The organism is Microcoleus sp. S28C3 (genome assembly GCF_036700785.1).
GTDB lineage: Bacteria > Cyanobacteriota > Cyanobacteriia > Cyanobacteriales > Microcoleaceae > Microcoleus > Microcoleus asticus.
The window spans coordinates 1-1,722 of record NZ_JAUBPO010000266.1 but is presented as its reverse complement, the minus strand read 5'-3'; the positions used below and the strand labels follow the sequence as shown (position 1 = coordinate 1,722).

At 48.0% G+C, this 1,722-nt stretch carries 1 protein-coding gene; it reads right to left on the bottom strand.

Annotated elements, in window-relative coordinates:
• The coding region (locus tag QUA13_RS32320; protein WP_333205159.1) for a serine/threonine-protein kinase PknK at positions 1–1,722 on the bottom strand (1,722 nt) is incomplete at both ends.

Sequence of the window (1,722 nt, the reverse complement as noted above, 5' to 3'; positions counted from 1 at the left end):
CGGTGCGGGCAACTTCTGCAACTGAAGCGCCATAAATTCAACTACATCATCAGTCAGCGCCAGCGAGCGAATTTGAGCAATGTCGCACTGCCAGAAACCAATCTCAGTGTTGAATGCAATCCATCCCTCATCATGTAGCGCTTTGAGAAATTGGGTGGCAAAGAAGGGATTACCTTGAGTTTTTTGGTACACCAATTCTGTCAGAGGTGCAGCAATCTCTTGCGAACAACTCAGGGTATCTGCAACCAGGTGGTTGAGGTCATTTTGGAGCAGGGGTTTGAGAGTAATGGTGTGGACTAAGGCACCGCTGCTGCAAACTTCATCTAGCGTCAGCATTAGAGGATGAGCAGGAGAAACCTCGTTATCCCGGTAAGCGCCAATTAATAGGAGGTAGCCAGCGTGAGTGTCGCTCATTAACAGGTGCATCAACTTGAGCGATGCCGAATCTGCCCACTGCAAGTCATCGAGAAAGATGACTAAGGGATGGTCTTGGGTGGTAAAGACTTGAATAAACTTTGGGAATAACAAGTTGAAGCGATTTTGGCTGGCATTTCCCACCTGTTCGGCAACGGGTGGCTGTTGACCGATAATTCGTTCGAGTTCGGGGATGACTTGAATGATGACTTGTCCGTTTTCTCCGAGTGCGGAGAGAATTTTGGCTTTCCATCGCTCGAGTTGTTCGTCTGTCTCGCTCAACAGTTGTGCCATTAAGTCGCGAAATGCTTGGACAAAGGCAGCGAAGGGAATGTTGCGGTTGAACTGGTCAAATTTTCCTTTGATGAAATAGCCGCGCTGCCGGACAATGGGTTTGTGGACTTCGCTGACGACTGCTGTCTTGCCAATCCCTGAAAATCCGGCAACGAGCATTATTTCGCTGCTTCCTTCACTGACGCGATTGAAGGCAGTTAGTAAGGTTTCTACTTCAGTTTGCCGTCCGTAGAGCTTTTCTGAGATGAGGAAGCGATCGCAAATATCGCGTTGCCCTAACTCAAACAGTTCGATTTTTCCGTCTTGTAATTGCTGCAAACAGCGCTCTAGATCGTGTTTGAGTCCCAGCACGTTTTGATAGCGCTCTTCCGCATTCTTTGCCATTAACTTGCTGACGATATTTGAGAGTACCAAAGGGATCTTTGGATTCACGCTGCGGGCGGTAGGCGGTTGCTTGGCAACATGACAGTGCACCAATTCCATTGGATCGTGGGATGGAAAGGGTAGTTGCCCGGTGAGCAATTCAAAGAAGGTGACACCGAGCGAATAGAAATCGCTGCGATAGTCAATTCCCCGGTTCATGCGCCCGGTTTGTTCTGGGGAGAGATAAGCTAGGGTGCCTTCTAGTCCGTTTGGGTTTTGAGTTGTATGGGTTTCGCGAGGCAGCAAAGACGAAATGCTGAAATCAATCAGCTTGACTTTTTTGGTTTTGGCATTAATCAGGATATTGGCAGGTTTGAGGTCTTTGTGAATGACTCGGTTTCGGTATAGTCCGTTGAGAATGTCTGTTATTTCAATGGCGATCTCCAATATTTCTACTAGAGTCAGCGATCGCTCTTGGGCGTACTGTCGCAGAGAAATGCCGCCAAAATCCTCCATCACTAGGGCATAGCTGTTGCGGTATGGTTCTAGAGTGTAGGCTTCAACGACTCCTGACAGACATAGATTTTTGGCAATGGCATATTGGTTGCAAAATTGCAGCAGTTCGCTGAAGTTGGGATAGTCTCGCTTGAG